10 protein-coding genes and 1 pseudogene are annotated in these 18,013 nt (G+C 70.1%); 7 read left to right on the plus strand and 4 right to left on the minus strand.

What is annotated here, in order from left to right; all coding sequences use genetic code 11:
* Positions 1-320: 320 nt before the first annotated feature.
* Positions 321-1,994, minus strand: coding sequence for a hypothetical protein (locus IPK85_12975; GenBank protein ID MBK8248301.1), 1,674 nt, complete (start codon positions 1,992-1,994; stop codon positions 321-323).
* A gap of 194 nt (positions 1,995-2,188) precedes the next feature.
* Between IPK85_12975 and IPK85_12980 the strand changes: the two genes are divergently transcribed.
* Entirely contained in the window at positions 2,189-6,925 is a 4,737-nt protein-coding gene (locus tag IPK85_12980) for a diguanylate cyclase (protein MBK8248302.1), read from the plus strand.
* A gap of 71 nt (positions 6,926-6,996) precedes the next feature.
* On the opposite strand, the gene acnA is transcribed toward IPK85_12980, so the two are convergent.
* On the minus strand, positions 6,997-9,711 hold the full coding sequence (gene acnA / locus IPK85_12985; protein MBK8248303.1) for an aconitate hydratase AcnA: 2,715 nt from the start codon (positions 9,709-9,711) through the stop codon (positions 6,997-6,999).
* A 33-nt stretch (positions 9,712-9,744) separates the two neighbouring features.
* Here acnA and IPK85_12990 point away from each other — a divergent pair.
* Positions 9,745-10,566: pseudogene (locus IPK85_12990) on the plus strand (M20/M25/M40 family metallo-hydrolase).
* Between the two features lie 1,395 nt (positions 10,567-11,961).
* On the opposite strand, the gene IPK85_12995 reads toward IPK85_12990, so the two are convergent.
* Together IPK85_12995 and IPK85_13000 are read right to left on the minus strand one after the other, a co-directional pair.
* Positions 11,962-12,366, minus strand: a complete 405-nt coding sequence (locus IPK85_12995) for a hypothetical protein (GenBank protein MBK8248304.1) — start codon at positions 12,364-12,366, stop codon at positions 11,962-11,964.
* Between the two features lie 164 nt (positions 12,367-12,530).
* The gene (locus IPK85_13000; protein MBK8248305.1) at positions 12,531-13,277 is read right to left on the minus strand and encodes a helix-turn-helix transcriptional regulator; all 747 of its coding nucleotides are present in this window, start codon (positions 13,275-13,277) and stop codon (positions 12,531-12,533) included.
* A gap of 159 nt (positions 13,278-13,436) precedes the next feature.
* On the opposite strand from IPK85_13000, the gene IPK85_13005 reads away from it, so the two are divergent.
* From IPK85_13005 to IPK85_13025, 5 genes are all read left to right on the plus strand, one after another.
* Positions 13,437-14,624 carry an aminotransferase class V-fold PLP-dependent enzyme gene (locus tag IPK85_13005; GenBank protein ID MBK8248306.1) on the plus strand — a complete coding sequence of 396 codons (1,188 nt, stop codon included), beginning with the start codon at positions 13,437-13,439 and terminating at the stop codon, positions 14,622-14,624.
* Between the two features lie 9 nt (positions 14,625-14,633).
* Positions 14,634-14,870, plus strand: coding sequence for a hypothetical protein (locus IPK85_13010; GenBank protein MBK8248307.1), 237 nt, complete (start codon positions 14,634-14,636; stop codon positions 14,868-14,870).
* Positions 14,867-15,793 (plus strand): pseudouridine-5'-phosphate glycosidase, encoded by a 927-nt coding sequence (locus tag IPK85_13015; protein ID MBK8248308.1) that lies wholly within the window; start codon positions 14,867-14,869, stop codon positions 15,791-15,793. Before IPK85_13010 ends, IPK85_13015 begins: the two co-directional genes overlap by 4 nt.
* Before the next feature lie 97 nt (positions 15,794-15,890).
* Positions 15,891-17,000, plus strand: coding sequence for a tetratricopeptide repeat protein (locus IPK85_13020; protein MBK8248309.1), 1,110 nt, complete (start codon positions 15,891-15,893; stop codon positions 16,998-17,000).
* A gap of 18 nt (positions 17,001-17,018) precedes the next feature.
* Complete coding sequence (locus IPK85_13025; GenBank protein MBK8248310.1) at positions 17,019-17,993, plus strand: tetratricopeptide repeat protein; 975 nt, start codon at positions 17,019-17,021, stop codon at positions 17,991-17,993.
* Positions 17,994-18,013: the final 20 nt, after the last annotated feature.

Genomic DNA, 18,013 nt, shown 5'->3' on the forward strand with positions numbered 1-18,013 from the left:
GCGAAGGCCTGGTTGGCCAGCGAGAGATCCTGCTGCAGAGCCGCGTCCATGGCGGGGGTGGGGCTTCCACCACAGGCCATGAGCGCCACGGCGGCGAGGACGACCAGCGGACGAGTGGTGAACATCTGGGACTCCCGGTGCGAGGTGCGCCCAATGGGTTGCACTCGCCGTGCCCAGCCACCCGTCGTTGTTTTCACGGCACTTACGTCGCCCACCGTCCTGCGGCGAGGGCAGGGGGGCGTCCTCGATTGCGGGCACCGCACCCCACGCGGGCATTCAGCGCGATGCCCCGCTGCCGCCGTCGGGGTCCCCCCGAGCCCTTATCGGCCGACGCCGTCGCGGGGGAGGCGTTCCCCGGCAGGAATCGTCCACTCGCGAATACCGGACCACCATGCGTCGGCGCGGAGTGAGGTGAACTTGATGCGGGAATGCGCCAGGGCGAAGCTGCGGGGCTCCCAGAGGAAGACGGCGGGAGCGTCCGCGACGATGGCCGAGGCCGCTGCTGTGTACAGGGGACGGGCGACCGCCAGGGTGCGCGCTGCGCTGGCCAGTCCCAGGAGCGAGTCCACCGTGGCGTTGGCGTACCAGCCATAGTTCTGCGACCGGCCCAGGTCATTGCTCCCCCACGCCTGGACCAAGGTCGAGGGGCTGGCATCGGATTGCCAGACATGGATGAACGCGTCGAACTTCCCGGCATTAAGTTGCGGGAGCAGCACGGAGGGCTCGAGCACCTCGACGGCCACCTCGATCCCAACGGCCTTCAGCTGGTCTGCCACGACGGTGGCCATCTGACGTCGCGTAGCGCTGACGCTCGGGACCATGAGCGACAGCCGCAGGCGTGTCCCCTGCCGCGCACGAATGCTGTCGCCCGGGGCGAGGACCCATCCGGCGGTCTCCAGGGCGGCACGCGCGGCGGCCACGTCAAAGGGGAGCATCGCGACGCTGGTGTCGTAGGCCCACGAGGTGCGTGGCAGGGGACCGCGGGCCACCACAGCCAGGGAATCCATGGCGTTTCGCACGACGACGGCGCGATCGATGGCCTGCGACACGGCGCGGCGCACGGCGCGATCACCCAGCACCGGATGCTGCTGCTGGCGGTTCGTCTGCGCGCGGGTATTGAGCAGGAGGTAGCCCACCATGGGCGCGGCGTACGGCACCGTGCGCGCCGGACCGTCCGGCGTCACCATGGCCATCCCCGCGGGGGGGACGGTCTCGGCGAAGTCAGCCTCGCCGGCGACCACGGCCCGGATGGCGCCGATGGCGTCAGCGGCGGGGCGCCACACCAGACGATCAAGCGTGGGACGACCCTCGACATTGGCGGTGTCGGCGGCCAACTCCAGTGCCGTGCCCCGCTCCCATTTCACAAAGCGAAAGGGGCCGCTCCCCACTGGGGCCTGGGCGGGCGCCGACGCCGCGAGTGCGTCACGCGGGAGTCCCTCCAGCAGGTGCTTCGGCAGCAGCACGAGGTTGGTCGCAAACTTGAAAAACCGCTCCGGCATGCGGTCGGCAAAGTGCACGCGTAACGTCATCGAATCCACGACGACGAGCGAGTCAACCGGCGGAAAGGCAGAAAGGTGTGGCGACGCCACCGCCGAATCCGCGAACAACGCGTAGGAAAACTTGGCGTCAGCGGCCGTGACGGGAACACCGTCATGAAACCGGGCGCCGGGGCGCATGTGAAAGTCGATGGCGCTCGAGTCCGTGGACCAGGTCCACCGGATCGCTGCACGCGGGACGAATCCAGCGTCACCCAACGTGCCGGAATTGGTCCCCGGCTCCGCCAATGGCGCGAACACCTGGTCAGCGATCTGCTTGGCGGCGATCGTCTGGATGACCGGCGGCATCAGGTGCTCGGCTTCCCCAGGCGTCGCGAAGACGACAGTTCCCCCGGAAGCCGTGGCGACGCGCTTGGATGGCTCCCCGCAGGCGGCGGTCAGGAGGCACAGCACGACCCACGGTCGCGCGGACAGAACAGGGGAGGGCGATGTCGTCATGGTGTGAGTGGGGGCGGTTTTCAGACGATTCAAGGGCTCCACCGGGAACGCGTTCTGTAATGATGTGGCCTTCAGCGCGCGCCGTGCGTCTGGGATGTGTCCCCTCTGTCGGGGCATCCCGCCCGTACCATCCCCCGCCTCCTGTGCATACACCCGGTTCGAGCTCGACGCTCGATGCATGGCCCACGTCGCCGATGGCTCCCGAGCGTTCGGGGGAGTCCGGCCTGGGGTTCCGCGAACGGTGTGACGAGGGGCAGCGCCTCGAGCGCGAAGGCAACTTCGAAGCTGCCCGCACGGCGTACGAGCAGGCGTTGCGCCTCCTTGAGCCAGGGCACGGAGGGGCGAGCGCCTCGACCCTGTTCCGATGGATCGCCAGGACCTGGCAGGCGGACGCGCGGTATGAGGAGGCGCTCGCGGCGATCGAGGCGGCCTACGCCGCCGCGGAGGCAGAAGGCGATGAACGTGCGATTGGTCATGCGCAGAACCTGCACGCGATCGTCTGGTGGCGCCTGGGCGGCCTCGACAAGGCGCGCGATCTCTACCTGACCGCGCGCGAAGGGGCGCTCCGCCACGGGGACACGCTGTTGGCGGCCATGACGGCGCAGAACCTCGGGGTGATCGCCGCCATTCGCGGCGAACACGACCAGGCGCTGGCGTACTACGAAAGTGCCCTGCGGGAGTATCGACAGCTGGAAATGCACCGGGATGCGTGCATTGCCATGAACAACCGGGGCCTGTTGCTCACGCGGATGGGGCGCTGGGATGACGCGCGCGGCTCGTTCGAGGAGGCCTTTGCGCTGGCGCGTCGCGTGCGCGACGACGATGTGCGCACGCAAATCGAGGTCAACATCGCCGCCCTCACGGTCGCGCGGGGTGACTACGAAACCGCGCAGCGCGAGGTCATGCATGCGCTGGCGCGTGCGCGGGCGCGTGACGACGTGAATGCCGTGGCCGAGGCGCTCAAGCTCGCGGGGATCGTGGCCCGGCAGCGGCGCAACCTCGAGGCGGCGGAAGTGCACTTCCGGGACGCGATGCGAATCGCGGAGTCGCGGCAGAACGTGCTCCTGCTGGCGGAACTGCATCGGGAGAGCGCCCTGCTGTACCGCGCGGCGGGGCGCAACCGAGAGTTGTTGCGGTCACTCAATGCGGCGCATCGACTGTTCTCCCAGCTCAAGGCGGGGCACGACCTGGCGGACATCGAGCGGACGACCCGCGACCTCGAGAGCGAGTTCATTGACGTGGCGCGGCGCTGGGGAGAGTCCACAGAGTCCAAGGACCGGTACACCCAGGGCCACTGCGAACGCGTGGCGGACGTGGCCTGTGCCCTCGCGAAGAAGGTGGGCTTCGACGAGCGTACCCTGTTCTGGTTCCGCATCGGGACCCTGCTCCATGACGTCGGGAAACTCGTGATCCCCGAGGAAGTCCTGAACAAACCCGGACGCCTCACGGCGGATGAGTGGGAGACCGTCAAGCAGCACCCGGTGGCCGGCGTTGAGCTGTTGTCCGACATCGAGTTCCCGTGGGATGTCACTCCCATCGTGCGCTCGCACCACGAGTATTGGGACGGCTCGGGGTACCCGGACGGATTGGTCGGCGAGGAGATTCCGATGGAGGCGCGGATCGTCTGCCTCGCCGACGTCTACGACGCGCTCACGACGGAGCGGAGCTACAAGAAGGCGCTTTCGCACGAGCAAGCCGTCACCTTGATGCGGAGGGACATTGGTCGGCAGTTCGACCCAGATTTGTTCCGTGCCTTTGAGGAGGTGATGGGTGGTCGCGGCGAGGTGGGCGAGGAGCCTGCCCTTGCGGAGACGGCGTTGGTGCCGCCGGCCAACCCGCAACGAGACGAACTGACGGGGCTCCTGATGCGGCGCGCCTTTGTGGAGGCGGCCACGACCCGGCTGGGCGGCGGGGAGACGGCGTTCGCGTTGGCGGTGATTGACGTCGACTCCTTCAAGTCGGTGAACGATACCTTCGGCCATTTGCAGGGCGACGCCGTCCTGCGCGCGGTCGCCAGCATTCTCGCGGAAGGCATTCGTGAGTTTGATGTCGCCGGGCGCTACGCCGGCGACGAGTTCGTGTTGCTGCTCCGGGCCGATGTGCGCGAGGCGATCCAGGTCTGCGAGCGCTTGCGTGAGACGGTGGCCCGGGCCCGCATCCCGCTCCTCGGGAGCGAGGAGGGCGAGGTTGGCGTCTCGCTCTCGATCGGGATCAGCGCCTTCCCCACGCACGGTACGTCGTTCGAGGAGTTGTTCGCCTCGGCGGATCGGGCGCTGTATGACTCGAAGCGTCGCGGGCGGAACATGGTCTCCAGCGCGGGCGGACACGAAGCGCGTGGGGGCAAGCCGCGGCTCGATGTCGACCGCTTTGTCGGCCGGACGGAGGAAGTGGCGCGCTTGGTGCAACACTTCGAGTCCGCAGTGCGCGGCGAGCCCCGCGTCGTCTCACTGGTCGGGGAAGCAGGTGTCGGCAAGACCACGCTGGTGCGCCGCATTGGCAGTGACGTGCGGCTGCGCACGGGTTTGATGGTCTTTGGGCGGTCCCAGGAACCGGATGTCCGCCCACCGTATGGCCCCTGGGTCGACGTGATCAGCGGGCTCCACGGGCTCGGCGTGTTGCCCGCGCGGCGCTGGCCCGAATTGGAGCGCCTGATCCCCAAGTTGCGGTCCGGTGGAGCGGCAGACGTGGGGCAGCAGGCGCCCGGATCCAAGTATGCGCTGCTCGATGAGATCGTCGATGCGGTGCGGAGCGTGGCGGCCGAACGACCCCTCGTGATCGTGCTGGACGACATGCAGTGGGGCGACACGGCGTCGTGGGATGCGGTGGAGCATCTGGCCGGCCAGTTGGGTCGAGAGCGCATCCTTGTGTGCCTGACGATTCGGCGGGAAGATGCCGATCGCATCGACCACAGTCGGCAGCGCCTGAGTCGCAGTGAGCACTATCATGAGCTCCACGTGGGCCGACTCCTGCCGTCGGAGGTGCGCGCGTGGATCATGGGGGCGCTCCGCCAGTCCGCCCTCGAGGATGAGCTGCCGGACGCCCTGTATCGGTACACGGAAGGCAATCCGCTCTTTGTCAAGCAAGTGCTGCAGTCACTGTTTGACGACGGCCTGCTCTGGCACAACGGGACGGGGTGGGAGTGGAAGGAGATAGACGTCATTGCCCTGCCGACCGCGGTGGATGACCTCATGGGCCGACGGCTCGCCCGGCTGTCACCGGCGTCGGGCCGGTTATTGTCGGTGGCTGCCGTCTTCGGGCGCGCCTTCGACTTCGATGAGGTGCAGCAGGCGGCCGACACCACCGAGGACGCCCTCCTCGATGCGTTGGACGAGGCGATCGCGGTCGGTGTGGTTGAGGCGGTCGGGCCATCCGATCCCAACCAGTACCATTTCGTGCACGGCCTGCTCGCGGACGCCCTCAAGCGCGAGTTGAATCCCCGGCGCCTGCAAGTGATCCAGCGCCGGGTGGCGGAGACCCTGGAGGAACGTCGCCCGTTGGCCGCGGCCGAAATCTCCAGCCTGTTCGACCAGGCGGGGGATGCCGGTCGGGCGTACCAACATGCCCTCCGGGCCGAAGAACGCGCGTTGGCCGTGTACGCGCTGGATGATGCGGCTCGCGCGCTGCGCATCGCCGTGCGCCGCGCCGCGGCGGGGCCCGAGACCTTCGAAGCCAAACGGCGACTGTTGCGCGTAGTCCAGCTGGCCGGGCACTACGGCGAAGCCGAACGCCTGGCCAACGAACTCGTGCAAGAGGCCGACGGCGCGGAGGGCGCTGAGCTGCGGCTCGCCGCGCGCCGCGCGGTGATCGAGGCGCGGGCACTCATGGGCGCCCCGGCCGCCACCACCCTTGCCGCGTACGAGGACCTGCTGGCCGAGGCGTCGGCGGCTGAGGCGCCGCGGGAACGCGTCCTGCTCCTCACACTCATTTCCGACCTCCACGCCCGCCATGCCGCCTGGGGCGATGCCCAACGACTGGCCCGGGAAGCTCGAGACGGCGCCGCGATCCTGGCGGACCGTGAACTCATGGCGGATGCGACCATCCGCCTCGGCACGGCCCTGCTTGATACCTCGCCGCAGGCGGCCCAGCAGCACTTTGTCGAAGCCGCCGACCTCTACGCCGCCATCGGCAATCGCTTCGGTCACGCCCGCTGCCTCGTCAACACGGGCATCGCCCATCAGCGCCTCGGCCAGGCGGTAGAGGCCGAACTGTCGTATCGCGAGGGTCTCGCCCTCGCAGAGGGAGCCAACAGCGTGGACCTGATGGGGCTCGCGGCGCTGAACCTGGGCGTGCTCCTGACCCGCTGCGGGCGGTACGACCCGGCCGAAGAGCAATTCCAGCGTGCCATGCGCAGCTTTGCCAAGGTGAAGAACGAGCCTCGTCGCGCCTACGCCCTCTACAACCTGGCGCACCTGGCGTACGAGCAGGGCGACGCGGCCAAGGCCCAGGGTCTGGCACAGGCGTCATCCGACCTGGCCACCGAGCTGGGCATCACGCCCTTGCGGATGGGGGCCCTCGCACGCGTCGGGCTGGCCGCACTCGCGTTAGGCGCGCGAGAGGAAGTGGCCCGCGTCGCCGGGATCCTCGATGCGGAACTTTCCGCGGGCGGCTGGTTCACTGGACGGGAGTGTGTCGAGGCCTTTCAGGCGCGGCGGGCTCTGCACGACGGGGACCACCGCGGCGCCCAGCGCGCGTTCGTCCGAGCGGCCGAAGCGGTGGGGAACGACCCGTACGACCTGGCGTGGTTGGTCGCGGAGTGCTCGGCGCTCTTCCGGACTACGGCGGCGACCCCTGAGTTGCGTCGCCTGGGCCAGCGGGCACGTCAGGATGCGGAGCGGTTCGGGTTTGGCCCGCTGGCCAAGCGGCTGACGCTGATCGCGCTGGACGACGTGGCGGACCAGCGGGAGTTCTCCCCGTTGCGGGCCGCGCGGTAACCCGCGGCCGGTCGTGGTAAGCGACGAAGGGCGACCCTGGAGGGTCGCCCTTCGTCGCTCGGAACCGGCGCCTAACGACTCGCCAGCTGGCGGAGCACGTACGGCAGGATCCCACCGTGGCGATAGTACTGCAGCTCCTCCGGCGTGTCGATGCGGCACAGCGCCGAGAACTTCTTCTCGCTTCCATCAGCGGCGCGCGCGATCACGGTAAGCCGTGACCGCGGTGCCATGGTGTCACTCATTCCCTCGACGGTGTACCGCTCGAAGCCGCTGAGCCCGAGCGACTGCCGCGTCTGGCCGTCCGTGAACTCCAGGGGGAGTACCCCCATCCCGACCAGGTTCGAGCGATGAATGCGCTCGAAGGACTCGGCGATCACCGTCCGCACGCCCAGGAGCATCGTGCCCTTGGCCGCCCAGTCGCGCGACGACCCGGTGCCATACTCCTTGCCGGCGATGATCACGAGCGGCGTTCCACACGCGCGATAGTCCTCGCTGGCGGCGAAAAACGACGTTGGCTCTGCGTCGGGAGCCGTGCGGGTCCACCATCCTTCCATTCCCGGCGTCAGCTCGTTCTTCAGCCGGATGTTGGCAAAGGTGCCCCGCATCATGACCTCGTGATTCCCGCGACGGGCGCCGTAGGAATTGAAGTCCTTCTTCGCCACGCCTAACGACAGAAGCCACTGGCCCGCCGGCGACTTCTCGGCGATCGAACCGGCCGGCGAGATGTGGTCGGTGGTGATCGAGTCGGCGAACATGCCGAGCACCCGCGCGTTGGCAATGGGCTGCACCCCCGGCGGGGTCATCGTCATCCCCTCGAAGTACGGCGGATGCTTCACGTAGGTGGACTGGCCATCCCAGGCGTAGCGATCCCCGGTGGGGATGGCGATCGCCTTCCACTGGTCGTCGCCACCGAAGGCGTCCCCATACTCTTTCTGGAATTGCTCGCGCTTGACCGACCCGAGCACCACGTCCTCGACCTCCTGTGGCGTTGGCCAGATCTCGCGCAGGAACACCGGGCCCTGCGGTCCCTCACCGATCGGTTCCTTGTCGAAGTCGATGTCCATCCGCCCAGCGAGGGCATAGGCGACGACCAGCGGCGGCGAGGCGAGGTAGTTGAAGCGGGTCTGCGGGTTGACGCGTCCCTCAAAGTTGCGGTTGCCGGACAACACCGCGGCCACCGTCAGCTTGCCGTCGTCGATCGCCTTGCTCACCGGCTCGGGCAGCGGGCCCGAGTTTCCGATGCAGGTCGTGCAGCCGTAGCCGACGATCTGGAAGCCGAGGGCGTCGAGCGCCGGTTGCACACCGGCCTTGTTGAAGTACTCGCGAACCACCTTGGAGCCCGGGGCCAGGGAGGTCTTCACCCATGGCTTGCTGGTGAGGCCCTTCGCCACGGCCTTCTGGGCGAGCAGTCCGGCGGCGAGCATCACGCTCGGGTTGGACGTGTTCGTGCAGCTGGTGATGGCCGCGATCACGACGTGGCCATCGGTCAACGAGAACGACTTGCCACGCCACTCGGTCGGGATCGGGGTGCTCTGCGGAGCCGCGACCCCCTTGGCGGCGGCGGCCGCCGCTTGCTGTTCCTGATGCTGCTTGAGCGAGGCGCCGTAGTTGGCCTTCACGTCGGTCAGGGCGATGCGGTCCTGCGGGCGCTTGGGGCCGGCGAGCGACGGCACGACCGTGGAGAGGTCGAGTTCCAGTGTGTCGGTGAAGACGGGGTCCGGGGTGCCATCCTCGCGGAAGAGCCCCTGCGCCTTGCAGTAGGCCTCGACGAGGGCCACGTGTTCCTCCGAGCGACCCGACAGCAGCAGGTACTTGAGCGTTTCGGCGTCGACGGGGAAGAACCCCATCGTGGCCCCGTACTCAGGGGCCATGTTGGCGATCGTTGCGCGATCCGCCAGGGACAGCGACGACAGGCCGGAGCCATAATACTCCACGAACTTGCCCACGACCTTCTTCTTGCGCAGCAGCTCCGTGCACGTGAGGACCAGGTCGGTCGCGGTCGCGCCTAACGGGAGCTTCCCCGTCAGCTTGAAGCCGATCACCTCAGGAATGAGCATCGACACCGGCTGCCCGAGCATCGCCGCCTCGGCCTCGATACCGCCAACGCCCCAGCCGAGCACCCCGAGCCCGTTGATCATCGTGGTGTGCGAGTCCGTGCCGACCAGGGAGTCGCAGTACGCCACCGTCTCGTTTCCGTCCTGCCGCGTGAACACCACGCGGCCGAGGTACTCGAGGTTCACCTGGTGGCAGATGCCGGTGCCCGGGGGCACGACCCGGAAGTTGTTGAAGGCGGTCTGGCCCCAGCGCAGGAACTGGTAGCGCTCCAGGTTGCGCTCGTACTCCAGGTCCACGTTGAGCATGAAGGCCGCGTCGGTGCCGTATTCGTCCACCTGGACGGAGTGGTCGATCACCAGGTCCACCGGCTGGAGTGGGTTGATCTGCCCCGGTCGCCCGCCGAGCGTGGCGATGGCGTCACGCATCGCCGCGAGGTCGACGACACATGGCACCCCGGTGAAATCCTGCAGCAGGACGCGGGCGGTCCGGAAGGCGATCTCCTTGTCGACCGGCTTCTTGACGTCCCACGCGGCCAGGGTCTCGATGTCCCCCTTCTTGACGAAGGCGCCGTCTTCCCCGCGCAGCAGGTTCTCCAGCAGGACCTTGAGCGAGAACGGGAGGCGATCGACGTTGCCGCCGGACGCGGCGCGGAGGGCGTCCAGCCGGAAGATCGTGTAAGGCGCGCCACCGACGGTCAGGACCTGCCGGCTGCCGAAGGAATTCGGGTGCATGCGAACGGGGGAGTGTGGTGAGGTGCGGCGTCGATGGGTGAATCTAAGCCGCCTGCGGACTACAGTATCGGCCCCGCGGCGGGTGGCCCGACCGCGGACGGCTCACGGGCTAGATTCCGCCGCATGACCTCGCCCCTCGACCTCGCCGTCCGTCTCATGTCCCGCGACTCGACCTCCGGCCAGGAGGGTGCGGCGCTACGCGAAATGGAGGCCATCCTGGGGGAGCTGGGGTGGCAGGTCACCCGGATACCGGTGGCGGGTGCCGACCGGTACAGCATCTTCGCGTGCGCCACCGACGACGTGGACGTGACCCTCTCCACCCACCTGGACACGGTCCCGCCCTACCTGCCGCCACGGGTGGACGGCGAGATCCTCTGGGGGCGCGGGGCGTGTGATGCCAAGGGGATCGCCGCGTCGATGGTGGCCGCCGCGGGCCGCCTGCGGGACGCCGGGGTGCGCGTGGGATTGCTGTTCGTGGTTGGGGAGGAGACGACACACGACGGGGCGCACGCCGCCAACGCGTGGATCGCGGCGCACCTGCCCGCGCGACCGCGGGTGTTGATCAACGGCGAGCCGACCGAGTCCACGCTGGGTCTGGGGACAAAGGGCGCCCAGCGGGTGATCGTGCGCACCAGCGGCAAGGCCGCGCACTCCGCCTACCCCACCATGGGGCACTCCGCCACGCGTGACCTCGTCCTGCTGTTGGCCGAACTCGAGGGCATCGCCTGGCCGAGCGACGCGCTGCTGGGCGACACCACGGTGAACATCGGGTCCCTCGCCGGCGGCGTGGCCGACAATGTCTTCGCGCCGTCGGCGGAAGCACGGCTCATGTTCCGGCTCGTGACGCCGGCCTCCGTGGTCCAGGAACGGGTGGAGCGATGGGCCGCGGGGCGTGCAACCCTCGAGTGGGGGGTAATGGTGCCGCCGGTGCGGCTCGGTGTGGTGGACGGATTCCCGACTTCGGTCGCCGCCTTCGCCACCGACATCCCGGCCCTGACGAACTGGGGCACGCCGTACCTGTTCGGACCGGGGTCGATCCACGTGGCCCACACGGACGACGAGCATGTAGCGGTGGCCGAGCTGGACGCCGCCGCCAGCTGCCGCTTCACGGGCGCTTGCCCGAACAGCACCAGGGGCGGGCCGGGGGGGGGGGGCCCCGCCGGGGGCCCCGAGGGGGGGGGGGGGGGGGGGGGGGGGGGGGGGGGGGGGGGGGGGGGGGGGGGGGGGGGGGGGGGGGGGGGGCGGGGGGCGGGGGGGCGGGGGGGGGGGGGTGGGGGCGGGGGGGGGGGGGGGGGGGGGGGGGGGGGGGGGGCGGGGGGGGGGGGGGGGGGGGGGGCGGGCGCGGGGGGTCGCGGGGGGGCGGGGGGGGGGGGGAAGAGGGCCCGGGGGGACCCCCCGGGGGAGGCCGGCGGCCCGGGGGGGGCCGGCGGGGGGGGGCGGGCCCGCCGGGGGGCGCGGGCCGGCCCCCCCGCCGGCCCGCGGGGCCGGGCGGGGGGGGGCGGCCGCGCGCCGGGCGCCGGGGCGCCGGGCGGCGGGGGGGGGGGGGGGGGGGGGGGGGGGGGGGGGGGGGCCCGGGGCCCCCGCCCGGGCGGGCGGCCCGCCCGCCGGGCGGGCGGGGGGGGGGGGGGGGGGGGGGAGGGGGGGGGGGGGCCCGGGGGGGGGGGAGCCGCGCGGCGGGGGGGGCGGGGGGCCCGGGGGGGGGGGGGGGGGGGGGGGGGGGGGGGGGGCCGGGGGGGGCCGGGGGGGCCGCCCCGGGGGCGGCGGCCGCCGGCCGGGGCCGGGGCGGGGGCCGGGGCGGCGCGGGGGGGGGGGGGGGGGGGGGGGGGGGGGGGCGGGGGGGGGGGGCACCGCCCGGGGGGGGGGGGGGGGGGGGGGGGGGGGGGGGGGGGGGGGCGCCCCCCCCCCCCCCGGGCCCCCCCCCGGGGCGGCGGGCTCCGGCCCCCGGGGGGGGGGGGGGGGGGGGGGGGGGGGGGGGGGGGGGGGGGGGGGGGGGGGGAGGGGGTTGTTTTTTGTTTTTTGTGTTACCAGCCCCCCCGGGCGGGCCGGCACCGCCCCCGCCCGCGGGCGGGGGGGGGGGGGGGGGTGGGGCAAAAAAAAAAAAAAAAAAAAAAAAAAAAAAAAAAAAAAAAAAAAAAAAAGGAAGGGGGGGGGGGGGGGGGGGGGGGGGTGGGGTGGGGGGTTTTTGGCGGGGGGGGGGGGGGGGGGGGGGGGGGGGGGGGGGGGGGGGGGGGGGGGGGGGAGCGCGGTGCCTCAGCCACCCGCCGCTTTTTGCGCGAAGGTCACCATGTGCCCGCCCGGCTCCCGGACGCCGACCTCATGCATCCCGTAGAAGGTCGTCCGGCGCGGCATCGCGATCGGCCAATCGCCTAACGCGGCTTCGACCGCCGCCAGGTCGCTCACCTCAATGAACAGCGCCGCGCTACGACCGGGCAGCCCGCCCTCGCGCGCGCTGGCCGGCAGGTCGTCGCCCACGGACGCCTCGCTCTGCAGCATCACCTCGACCCCCTCCTTCACCAGCATCGCAAAGCCGAGGGCATCGCCATGGGGCACCTCGGCCACCTTGGTGAAGCCGAGCCGACCCTCCCAGAAGGCGAGGGAGGGTTCGACCGACGGGACAACGAGGACGGTGGTGATTCGAACGACTGTGAACGACATGGATCGACAGGTGGGGATGACGGAGGAGGGTGCGGCCGCCGGGTGGGCCCAGGCGAGCCTATCGCATGGTGCAATATCGGTCGTCGCTGCGTGCGGCGATTGAAGAAATGGAAACCGCCGCAACGGCCGATGCACCGGATTTGGCGCGGAAGATGCCTGCGCCGCTAGACCTCGCCGCGGGGAACGGCGCTTCCTCTGTCGAGGGCACTCGGCACCGCCCCGGTCAAGGCGCGCATTTCGCGCACCAGGTGCGATTGGTCCGCGAAGCCGACGTCGGCCGCGAGCCGCGCCCAATCCCCACGCCGTGAAGTGAGCGACCGGCGCACGCGCTCGAGGCGAGCGACGCGAGCGACGAACTTCGGCCCCGTTCCGACGGCGTGGCTGAATGCCCGCGCGAGGTACTGGCGCGACACACCGGACGAACGACACAACGCGCCCACGGGATGGTCCTGTTCGCCGGTCATGAGCTCGTGGAGGACACGTTGCACGAGTGGGGCAGGTCCGCGGTGCGCCGCCAAAGCGAGCGCAACGGCAGAAACCAGGTCGCGCAGGGGCGCGCTGCCGCCGTACGCCACGCGAGCCCAGGCAGGCGCGACCTGTTCCAGCGGGACGCGGGCGTTTCGAAGTTCTCGCGCATCGACGTCCAGTAGTGGCGCGAGCCAGCCCGGGCGAAACCGCAGGCCGACCAGGTGCCCAGGGCGAGACGGCACCCGCCGCGGTTCGGTCATCACGCCGACCACGGAGGCGGTCAACACGCGGCCGTCAGGGGCGAGGTCCAGCAGGATGTCGGCACAATTGTCCGGAATCACCAGGTGCCCTGACTCGTTCGCGCTTCCGCGATGTTCCCAGATGCACTCCAGTGCGTCGGCGGCCAGTCCGACGGCCGGTCGCTCTCGATATGAGGTCATCATGATGGGCAATCTCCCACGTCGTCGGTCGCGGTGTCCGTGGAGGCGGCGGGTCGCAGCCGAATGATGTAGCTTCCCCGACACGAAAGGCACCCGGCCCCAGGCCCGTGCGCCGCCACCAGATCTGATTCGTCGCCCGCCCTGGCGTGGGCCGTGAGCATCATGACCGATACTCTGCTTTCCTTCCGGGGTGAGTTTCCTATCCTGGAACGCACGACCTATCTCGCGTCCAACACGCTTGGGGCGATGCCCGGCACGGTGCCCGACCGGCTGGCCGAGTACGTCGATTCATGGGCCGAACGGGGAGTGCGCGCCTGGCGAGACGCCTGGTGGGAGCTGCCAGAGCGTGTGGGCAACGAGATCGCACCGCTCCTCGGCGCCGGGCCGGGGGAAATCGTCATGCAGCCTAACGTGACGATTGCCCAGGCCACCGTCTTGTCGGCGTTCCAGTACACGGCGCCGCGGAATCGGATCGTCATGACCGAGCTGGACTTTCCCTCCGTGCGCTACGTGTATGACACGCTGGCGACGCGGCTCGGCGCGGAGATCGTGGTGGTCCCGAGCGAGGATGGGATCAGCATCGACGAGGAGCGGATCATCGCGGCGATCGATGAGCGGACGGCCCTCGTCTGCCTGTCGCACGTCCTGTTTCGCTCGGCGTACATCGTGGACCTCGGCCGGATCGTCGCCCACGCCCATCGCATGGGCGCGCGCGTCTCGGCGGATGCGTTTCACTCCGTCGGGGTCATCCCCGTGGACGTGAAGGCCAGCGGGGTGGATTTCATGACTGGCGGCGTCCTCAAGTGGTTGTGTGGGGGCCCGGGCGGCTGCTTCCTGTACGTCTCCGAGGCCGTTCGCACGCAGCTGGAGCCCTCGCTCACGGGATGGAACGCGCATGCGCACCCGTTCGAGTTTGCGCCCGAGATGGAGTGGGCCGACCACATTTATAGATGGCAGAGCGGGACGCCGGTGATCCCCGCGCTGTATGCGGCGATCGAGGGGCCGCGGATCGTGCGGCGGGCGGGCATCGAAGCCATCCGCGCGAAGAGCATGCGGCAGACGGCGCGACTGGAGGCCTTGGCCAACGAGCGGGGATACCCGCTGACCGCGCCGCGGGATCCAGCCCGTCGTGGTGGGACGATCGCCTTTGCCGTCCCGCATGCCTATGAGGTGTCACAGTACCTGCTGGCGCGCGACATCATCATCGACTACCGACCGCAAGCCGGGATCCGGGTGGCCCCGCATTTCTATAATCGCGATGATGAGCTGGACGCCGTCGTGACAGCGATCGACGAATGTCTGGCCACCGGCGCCTGGCAGCAGTACGCGCCCGCCGACGCCATCACTTGACCAGAGCCGATGCCGCGGACCCCATCCAAGCTGCGCAAGCAGTACGTGAACTCCGAGTTTCCCGAAGTCGTCCTGCGTTTTGAGGACGGCCATGAGATCGGCATCCCCAAGGGGACGCGGAAGGGATTTGATGCCTGGGAGGGCGAGCGGGTGAAGATCCTGGCGATCTGGGACCATACCTCGGGGGAACGCGAGAAGGTGGACACCTGGCGCGCGGAGCAATTCGAGGACGAATCCGCGTCGTGACGCGCCGGCCCCCCGCCGGCCCGATCCGTCTGACGGACGAGGTCGCTGACGCCCTGCGCGCGGGGCAACCTGTCGTGGCCCTGGAGACGTCCGTCTTGGCCCAAGGACTGCCTGTGCCGGCCAACCGCGACGCCTCCACGCGCATGTGCGCTGCCGTCCGCGCGGGTGGGGCGACCCCGGCCCTCTCGGCAATTGTGGACGGTCAGCCGACGATGGGGCTGACCGACGCGGAACTCGAGCGATTCCTCGCGCGCGATGGGATTCGCAAGGTCACAGCCCGCGACATTGCCGTCTGCGTGGTGCGCGGCGAATGCGGGGCAACCACCGTCGCCGCCACGCTCGCGCTCCTGCCACAGTCGGGGATCTCCGTCTTCGCCACCGGGGGAATCGGCGGGGTGCATCGCGAACCCCAGTATGACGAGTCCGCGGACCTCGTGGAGCTGGCGCGTACGAGCGCCATCGTCACCTGTGCCGGCGCGAAGAGCATTCTGGACCTTCCCGCCACCCTTGAGCGACTCGAGTCGCTCTCCGTGCCCGTGATCGGGTATCAAACGGACGAGTTCCCGGCGTTTTTCTGCCGGTCGAGTGGGTTGCGCGTCAGCGCGCGAGCAGATGATCCGCGCGAGATCGCGCGCGTCTTCCGGGCCCACCGCTCGTTAGGGCGGCGCGAGGCCCTGCTGGTCGTCCAGCCGGTGCCCGAGCACGCCGCGCTCCCGGTTGCCCTGGTGGACGATGCCGTGCAGGGCGCCCTCGCGGCCGCCCGCGCCGATGGCGTCCGCGGTCCCTCGACCACGCCGTACCTGCTGGCGGCCGTTGAGCGCGCCACCGGGGGACGAACCCTCGCGGCGAACCTCGCCCTGCTCGAGGCCAACGCGCGACTGGCCGCCGAGATTGCCGTTGCGCTCTCCCTGCCTGACGAGTGAACGCCGTGTGGAAAACACTCGTCAGGCAGCCCATTGATCCGGTGTGCGTGCGGGGTATACTCTACGCGCAGTTGACTGGACGGAGATGCGGCGGGCCATGACCACTCCATTCCTGAGCTCCGAGGAATACGACGAACGCGCCCACGTGTTGTACAACGAGGGCCGGTACGAGGACGCGCTCGCGGTGCTCCGCGAGGGTCTGTCCACCTATCCTGCTGCGATCGGTTTGCATGTGGGGCTCGGGTACGCCCGCCTCGCGCGCGAGGAGATCGCGTGGGCCCGTCTCGCCTTTGAGCATGCTGTGGCCCTCGATGATGAACATGAGGATGCCCTGGCCGGCCTTGGCGAAGTCTGCCTCAAGCTGGGCCGCGTCGAGGAGGCGCGGCGCCTGTTCCGCCGCACGCTGGAGTTGGGCTATGATGACGACCTGGAGCTGATGCTGCAGATCGGACGCGCCCTCTTTCGCGACGGATTGGCCGAGGATGCGCGGCCGTACTTCGATGCCGCCGTGCGCGCGGCGCCGGACAGTGCAGAAGCCCTGTCCCTCGTCGGGTATGCCCAGCACCGGCAGGGTGATGAAGACGGGGGGATCAAGACCCTGCGTCGGGCCCTCGTCCTGGATCCCGAGTTCACTGAGGCGCGGATATACCTCGCCAACGTCATGTACGATCGCGGCGATCGCGAGGCCGCGCTTTACCACCTGTCCAAGACGACCCCCGAAGATCACTGGGACGAGCTCGGGATCTACCGGTTCGTCGAGCTGAAGAAAACGATCCACCAGGTCCCCGACGATGACCCGCTGCTGGTGGCGTGGGATGCGCGCCTGGTCGAGCTGACCGGCGAAGCCGACGATATCGACGACCTGCTCGCCGAGGTGGAAGCCACCTTCCATGCCAGCGAAGAGCAGGTCGCGCGCCACCAGCTGGAACTCTTCGGGGCGATGCTGGTAGAGCTGCAGGAGCGCCAGGGGCCGCAGGTGCATCACGTGATGACGCGCGATGGCCGCAGCTTCTCGGGGACCTGGGAGGACATCGTGCGCCAGATGAAGGATGGCACACGCGTGGGGGGCGTCCGTACCGTCAATGACTTCATGGCCAACGAGGCCCGACTCGGCTTCTCGCTGACCGGGGTCGTGATTCCGACCGCAGATGCCGAAAGCTTCATCCGGGGAAGTGCCGACGCAGGGCTGCTGCGAATCATTGGCTAAGCCACAGCGGGCGGGCGCGTGACCGGGAGTTCGCGCCTCTCGCTGGACATGCTTCGGGCCGCCATCGCGCGGTTTGATCGTGCCACCGACCCCCCCGACGTGGCAACCGCCCTCGCGGAGGCGTGGGAAGGCGCTGAGTCGGCCCTGCAACACCTCGCGGGCACCGGCACCCTGCGTGGCCAGGATCTGCTCCGCGAGCTGCGCGGCCGCAACCTCCTGACGTTACGCGAGGCACACGCCGTCGTGGACCTCGGCGGACTGGCGGAACGCGTGGGGGCCGGGCACCAGCCCACACGCGAGGAGCGCGACGCCGCCCGTGAGATGTGTGCCACCATCGTGGCGGTGCTGGAGCGCCGCGGGCCGCCCGCGCAGGCCGCAACGGCACATCCAGCGGCCGAACCCCTGCCGCCGCTGCCTCTCCCCCAGCCGGACGGGCCTCCGCGGCGCAACCTGATCGGGCGCGCCATGATCGCCGGGGTCTTGCTGGTGCTCGTTGGAGGCGGCGGGTGGGTCGTCTGGGACCTGCAGCGCGAACCGACCGAGTTGCGGCGCGGCCGCGCCGCGTACGCCGCAGGAGACCGGCTTGGCGCACGGAACGCGTTTTCGGCGGCGAGTGGCCGATTCCCGAAACTCGCGGAGCCATTGATCTACCTCGGGCGTATTTCACGCGAGGAAGGCGACTTGGCTTCGGCGCGGGAATACCTGCGCCGGGCAATCGTGCTGGAGCCGACCAATTCCCTCGGGCACCGCGAACTCGGCAGTGTCCTCCTCGCCTCCGGGCGTCCCGACCTGGCGCGGTCGTTCTACGAGCGGGCGATCCGGCTCGATCCGCAGGACAAGACCGCGCTCGGATACATGGGATGTGCCCTCATGCGCCTGGGCCAGGTGCCTGTGGCGCAGCGCTTCCTCTCCCGTGCGGGAGCCGGGCCGTGGTCAGCGTGCGCCACCCTGCTGCCGCCCGTGTCGCCACCGCCGGCTCCTCCCGGCAGTTAGGCGTCGCCGTCACCTCCCCA

The sequence above is a fragment of the Gemmatimonadota bacterium genome, from assembly GCA_016712265.1.
Classification (GTDB): domain Bacteria; phylum Gemmatimonadota; class Gemmatimonadetes; order Gemmatimonadales; family Gemmatimonadaceae; genus RBC101.